We start from the raw sequence: 6,569 nt of genomic DNA on the forward strand, positions 1-6,569 counted from the left end.
GTCCCAGCTGACGCCGACGGCGCCGGCCGCCGCCCGCACCGTCACAGTGCCCGCCACCCGGGCCCAGTCCGCGACCGGCCGGGCGGCCGCCGGCGTGCGCACCGGGTTCCCGATCCAGTACGTCGGCGTCAGCTGGGACGGCCCCCGCCGCGGCGGCGCGATCCGGCTGCACCACGAGGAGACCGGCGCCGGCGCCTGGCAGCCGCTCACCGCGGGCTGCGCGGGCGGCCCCGACCAGGCCCGTCCGGCGGCGCCCGAGCGCAACGGCCACGGCGCGACGGCGCTGATCGCGGCCGACGGCGCGGTCGGCTACGACCTGCGACTGCCCGACGGCGCCACCGGCCTGCGCTCCACCGCGCTGGACACCACGGCCGGCCCGGTCCGCACCGCGTCCGTCGCGGCGACCGCCCCGACCACCCTGGCCGGCGCCGAGTACCTGCCGCGCGCCGCGTGGGGCTGCGACGAGTCCAAGCGCTTCAAGAACGGCGTCGAGAACTCCCCCGCCAAGTACTACCCGCTGCAGACCCTGACGGTGCACCACACCGACACCCCGAACGCCGACGCCGACCCGGCGGCCACCGTGCGCGCGATCTACCAGTACCACGCCGTCACCCTGGACTGGGGCGACATCGGCTACCACTTCCTGATCGACGAGGCCGGCCGGATCTACGAGGGCCGCTGGTCCGGCGAGGACGGCGCCCCGGCGTACGACGCCAACGGCAAGGTGGTGACCGCCTTCCACACCGCCGGCTTCAACTCCGGCAACCTCGGCATCGCGCTGCTCGGGACCCTGAACGGCCAGGAGCCGACCGCGCAGGCCCGCCAGTCGCTCACCCGGCTGCTCGCCCTCGCCGCCCGCACGCACGGGCTCGACCCGCAGGCCCGGGTCACCTACGTCAACCCGGTCAACGGGGTGACCAAGCCGGTCGACATGATCAGCGGTCACCGCGACTGGCTGGCCACCGAGTGCCCCGGCGGCACGATGTACGCCGCGCTGCCCGCCCTGCGGGCCGAGGTCGCCGCGGAGCCGGCGGTCTGACGCTCCCCCAGCGGGTCGGCCCCGGGCGGCGGGTGTTCCCCGCCCCCGGGGCCGACCCGTGCTCGGGGCCGACGCGTACTCAGGGCGTGCCGGGCTCAGGGCGTGCCGGACTCAGGGCGTGCCGAGCGATCGCCAGTGCGACCATCCGCTGTTGGGAGCGGTCTGCCAGGTGTGCTGGATACTGCCGTCGGTGAAGGGCGCGAAGACATCCAGCCGGCCGTCGTCGTTGCGGGCCGCGGCCGGGTCACCGCCCAGGCTGCCGCCGAGCGGGTCCCACTTCGACCAGGTGTTCTGCCCGGCGGACCGCTGCCAGGCGTGCCGGAGGCTGCCGTCGGTGAAGCGGGCGAAGACCTCCAGGCGGCCGTCGGCGTTCCGGCCGACGGTCGGGTTGCCGACCAGGCTGCCGCCGATCGACGCCCAGTCACCCGCCCAGCCGTTGCCGGGGGCCGTCTGCCAGATGTGCCAGAGCGTGTCGTCGGTGAAGCGGACGAAGAGCTCCAGCCGGCCGTCGGTGTTCTGGACGACCGCCGGATCGCCGGCCACGTTGTTGCCGCCGAGGATCCGTCCGAGCTTCCAGCCGGAGATGTGCGGGCGCTGCCACGCGTGCTCGATGTCACCGATGTTGTCGCGGACGAAGATCTCCAGGTGGCCGTCCGCGTTCGGGGCGGCGGCCGGGTTGCCGACCGCGGTGATCTCGATCGTCCCCCAGGCCGACCAGCCGTTGTTCGGGGCGGTCTGCCAGATGTGCCCGACCTCGTTGGCGGCGTTGTCAGCGAAGACCTCCAGCCGGCCGTCGGCGTCCTGGGCCGCCGCCGGATCGCCGACCATGGTGCCACCGAGCGTCTCCCACCTCGACCAGCCGTGCTCGCCACCGGGCCCCTGGTGGATGTACCGGAGCGTGGCGTCCTCGCCGCCGTGGACGAAGACCGCCAGCCGGCCGTCGGCGTTCGGGGCGGCGACCGGGACGCCCGTCAGGGTGCCGCCGAGCGACTCCCAGTTGGACCAGGAGTCGTCGTCGTTGCGGACGTACTGGTAGCAGTGCTGGAGCGCTCCGCTGTCGTCCCGGGCGAAGACCTCCAGCCGGCCGTCCGAGTTGTGTCCGACCCAGGAGTACGCGGTACTGAAGCCGGTCCCGATTGTCGTGGCCATGAAAGCTCCCCTTTCCGGTTCGGCGGATGCCTGTCTGGCGGGAGGGGAAGAACCTGGCCCTCCACCGAGCCGATGGTTCGCTTACGATCCTAGTCCTCACCGGGCGCCCCGGTACAGTCACTCCGCGTGCACACCCTCAGTCGAGCGTCGGGTAGTCGGTGTATCCCGTCTCACCGCCGACGTACATCAGGTGGGCGTCCCGGATCGGGTTGAGCGGCGCGCCCTTGCGCAGCCGGGCCACCAGGTCGGGGTTGGCCAGGAAGGAACGGCCGAGCGAGACCAGGTCGGCGCCCGCGGCCAGCAGCCGCTCGGCGGCGGCGCGGCCGCCGTCTGCGGGCAGCGGGCCGGGCCAGGGCAGCGCGGGGTTCGCGATCAGCGTGCCGGACCAGGCCGCCCGCAGGGTGTGGAACAGCGGCTGCTCCGGGTCGGCGAAGACCAGGTGCAGGTAGGCCAGGCCCAGGCCGTCCAACTCGCCGAGCAGCGCCGGGTAGACCGCGTCCACGTCGTCCTCGCTCATGCCGTTGGCGGTCACCCCGGGGGCGATCCGCACCCCGACCCGCTCGGCGCCGATCTCCGCCACGACCGCGCGGACGACCTCGACGGTGAACCGGATCCGGTTGGCCACCGAACCGCCGTAGCCGTCGGTGCGCCGGTTGGTGTGGCCGGACAGGAACTGGTGGAGCAGGTAGCCGTTGGCCGAGTGGACCTCGACGCCCGCGAAGCCGGCCTCGACCGCCCGGCGGGCCGCCGCCGCGAAGTCGGCGACGGTGGACCGGATCTCCTGCTCCGTCATCTCCCGCGGCACCACCGTCTCCCGGTGCCCGGACGGGGTGAAGACGGTGCCGGGCAGCGGGACCGGCGAGGGGGCGAGCGGGTGGAGCCCGGTGGTCTCGGGGTGCCCGACCCGGCCGCCGTGCTGGAGCTGGAGGAACATCCGGCCGCCCGCGGCCCGGACGGCCTCGGTGACCCGGCGCCAGCCGGCCACGTGCGCGTCCGTGTGGATCGCCGGGATGTTGGGGTAGGTGGCGCCGACCGCGTTGGGCGTCGCGGCCTCCGCGATGATCAGCCCGGCCGAAGCCCGCTGGGCGTAGTAGGTGGCCATGATCGGCTCCGGCACGCCGTCGGCGCTCGCGCGGTTGCGCGTCATCGGGGCCATCACCAGGCGGTTCGCCAGCCGCAGCGGGCCGAGGTCGGCGGGGCGGAACAGCGGGGAGTCCGCCGCGTCCGTGGTCCGGGTCGGCTGAACCGCGGTGTCCGTGCTCATGATCGTGCTCCTTCAGCGTCCTGCCGTCGTCGGTGCCGCCGGCCTGTTGATCCGACACTCCCGCAGCGCGCTTCGGGTCGGCTGACGGTCCGCTGACGGTCCGTCCGGCAGCCGCCCCGACCGGCTGATGATCATGCTGTGTAGGGTGTGACCATGAGATTCGGGGTGCTCGGGGCGCTGGCGGTGTGGGACGCCGACGGCGAGCCGGTCCGAGTGCCGGAGACCAAGGTGCGGGCGCTGCTGGCCGATCTGCTGCTGCACGAGGGCCGGCCGGTCCCGCCCGACCGCCTGGTCCACGACATCTGGGGCGACGACGTCCCCGCCAACCCCGCCAACGCGCTCCAGGCCAAGGTCTCCCAGCTGCGCCGGGCGATCGGCCGCGACCGGGTGACCCACCACCCGGCCGGGTACCGGCTCCGGCTGGACGACGCCCCGGCCCAGCTCGACGCGGCCGGCTTCCGCTCGCTCGCCGCCCGGGCCCGGACCGTCACCGAACCGCGTGACCGGGCCGCCGCCCTGACCCGGGCCCTGGACCTGTGGCGCGGCGACGCGTTCGCGGACTTCGCCGACGAGGAGTTCGTCCGCCCGGCCGCCCAGCGCCTCGCCGAGGAGCGGCTCACCGCGCTGGAGGAACTGGCCGAGGCCCGCCTGGAGTTCGACGACCCGCTGCTCCCGGGCGAGGTGACCGAGCTCGCCGACCGCCACCCGCTGCGCGAACGGCTGCGCGCCGTCCAGCTGCGGGCGCTGTACCGGGCCGGACGGCAGGGCGAGGCGGTCGCCGCGTACGCCGCGCTGCGCGCCCGGCTGGTCGACGAACTGGGCCTCGACCCGAGCCCCGAGCTGGCCGCGCTGCACGAGGCGATCCTGCGTCAGGACACCGCCCTGCGGCCCACCGCCGCCACCGGGCCGGCCGGACCGGCCCGGCCGGAGCCACCGGCGCCGTTCCACCGCGCGGAGCTGCCGGCCCCGCGGACCGCGCTGGTCGGACGGGGGGCGGCACTGGACGAGCTGGCCCGCCTGGTCCGCGCCGAACGCCTGGTCACCCTGACCGGCCCCGGCGGCGTCGGCAAGACCCGGCTCGCCCTCGCCCTCGCCCACCGCCTCGCGGACGACCCCGGCGGCGGCGCACCCGACGAGGTCCGGCTCGTCGAACTCGCGGCCCTGCCCGCCGACGCCGCCGCCCTCACCCAGGCGGTGGCCACCGCGCTCGGCCTGCGCGAGCACGCGGCCCCGGCCGGCGCACCGGCCGCCGCTGCGGCCCCGTCCGCCGCCGTACTGCCCCCGGGCCTGGCCGCCGCGCTGCGCGACCGGCGGGCGCTGCTCGTCCTCGACAACTGCGAGCACGTCATCGAGCCCGCCGCCGACCTCGTCGCCGCCCTGCTGGACGGCGCGCCGCGACTGCGCGTCCTCACCACCAGCCGCGAGTCGCTGCGGCTCTCCGGCGAGGTGCTCTTCCCCGTCGCCCCGCTCCCCGCCGAGGCCGCCGAACGGCTCTTCGTCGAGCGGGCCGCCGCGGCCGCGCCCGGGTTCGCCCCGGCGGCCGGGGACGAGCACACCAGGGCGGCGGTCGCGGAGATCTGCCGACGCCTGGACGGCCTCCCGCTCGCCCTGGAGCTCGCCGCCACCCGGGTGCGCGGCCTGGGCGTGCACGAGCTGGCCGCCCGGCTCGGCGACCGGTTCCGCCTCCTCGACTCCGGGCAGCGCGGCCTGCCGGCCCGGCAGCAGACCCTGCGCGCGGTGATCGACTGGAGCTGGGACCTGCTCACCCCGCCCGAGCAGGCCGTGCTGCGCCGCCTCGCCGTGCCGGTCGGCGGCTGCGCGCTGCCGACGGCGGAGGCGCTGTGCGCGGGGCCCGGCGTCGACGGCGCCGACGTACCGGACCTGGTCGGCCGCCTGGTCGAACGCTCGCTCGTCGAGGCGGCGCACACCGTCGACGGCCCGCGCTACGGCCTGCTCGAATCGGTCGCGGCCTACGCCCGGGACCGTCTGCACGAGGCCGGCGAGGCCACCGGCACCGCCGCCCGGCACGCCGCCCACTTCCGCGACCTGGCCGAACGGGCCGAGGCCGGGCTGCGCGGGCCGGGCCAGCGGCAGTGGCTCGCCCGGCTGGACACCGAGTCCGCCAACACCCGCGCCGCGCTCGACCACGCCCTGCGCTCCGCGGACCCCGACGGCGCCGCCCGGCTGGCCGTCGCGCTGGGCCCGTGGTGGCTGCTGAGCGGCCGTCTGCACGAGGCCCGGCGCACCCTGGCCGCCGTCCTCCCCGGCCCCGGCCCCGACGCCGACGCCAGGTCCGCCGAACTCCGGCTGCTGCACGACGCGTTCACCATGCTGACCGGCCACCGGCCGCCCGACCCGGCCTGCCCCGCGGCCGACATCGCCGACCCCGTGCGGCGCGGCCGGGCGCTCTGGCTTTTCGGCTACGGCCTCCACCACGCGGGCGATCCGGCCGCCGCCCGGACCGTGGCCGACCGCGCCCTGGCACAGTGCGCCGACACCGGCGACCGGTGGGGCACCGCCGCCGCCCGGGCCCTGCTCGCCCGCACCGCACTGGCCCTCGGCGACCCGGCGGCGGCCCGCCGCGAGGGCCGGGCCGCCGCCGCGGCGTTTCGTGAACTCGGTGACGGCTGGGGCGAGTTGCAGACCGTCCCGGTGCTTGCCGCGCTCGCCGAGATCGACGGCGACTACGCCGACGCCGGAGCCCGCCAGCGCGACGGACTGCGCCTCGCCGAGGAGCTCGGCCTGGCCGTGGAGGCCTCCGCCTGCCTCGCCGGCCTCGGCCGCCTCGCGCTGCTGGCCGGCGACTGGGACCGGGCCCGGCAGCTCCACGAGCGGGCCCGGCGCGCCGCCGCCGAGCAGGGACACCGCTACGGCGAGGTGTTCGCCCTGATGGGCCTCGCCCTCGGCGCGCGCCGGGCCGGCGAACTCGACGAGGCGGAGCGCCACCTGCGGACCATGCTCGACGAGCACCCGTCCTCCACCGCCGGGAAGCACCTGATCGAGGTGGAGCTCGGCTTCGTCGCCGAACTGCGCGGCCGGCCCGCGGCGGCCGCCGCCCACCAGGCGCGCGCTCTGGCGTACGCCCGGCAGCTGGCCGAGCCGCGCGCCCTCGCCCTC

Annotated in this window: 4 protein-coding genes; 2 read left to right on the forward strand and 2 right to left on the reverse strand. The window is 76.7% G+C overall.

What is annotated here, in order from left to right; all coding sequences use genetic code 11:
• Nucleotides 1-7 precede the first annotated feature (7 nt).
• Nucleotides 8-1,039 carry an N-acetylmuramoyl-L-alanine amidase gene (locus AB0N76_RS38715; RefSeq protein ID WP_363565552.1) on the forward strand — a complete coding sequence of 344 codons (1,032 nt, stop codon included), beginning with the start codon at nucleotides 8-10 and terminating at the stop codon, nucleotides 1,037-1,039.
• A gap of 111 nt (nucleotides 1,040-1,150) precedes the next feature.
• On the opposite strand, the gene AB0N76_RS38720 is transcribed toward AB0N76_RS38715, so the two are convergent.
• Nucleotides 1,151-2,188, reverse strand: a complete 1,038-nt coding sequence (locus tag AB0N76_RS38720) for a hypothetical protein (protein WP_363565549.1) — start codon at nucleotides 2,186-2,188, stop codon at nucleotides 1,151-1,153.
• A gap of 136 nt (nucleotides 2,189-2,324) precedes the next feature.
• The gene (locus AB0N76_RS38725; protein WP_363565550.1) at nucleotides 2,325-3,452 is read right to left on the reverse strand and encodes an alkene reductase; all 1,128 of its coding nucleotides are present in this window, start codon (nucleotides 3,450-3,452) and stop codon (nucleotides 2,325-2,327) included.
• A 153-nt stretch (nucleotides 3,453-3,605) separates the two neighbouring features.
• Between AB0N76_RS38725 and AB0N76_RS38730 the strand changes: the two genes are divergently transcribed.
• A partial coding sequence (locus AB0N76_RS38730; protein ID WP_363565551.1) for a BTAD domain-containing putative transcriptional regulator occupies nucleotides 3,606-6,569 on the forward strand: 2,964 nt, incomplete at its 3' end.

The organism is Kitasatospora sp. NPDC093806 (genome assembly GCF_040683335.1).
Lineage (GTDB): Bacteria > Actinomycetota > Actinomycetes > Streptomycetales > Streptomycetaceae > Kitasatospora.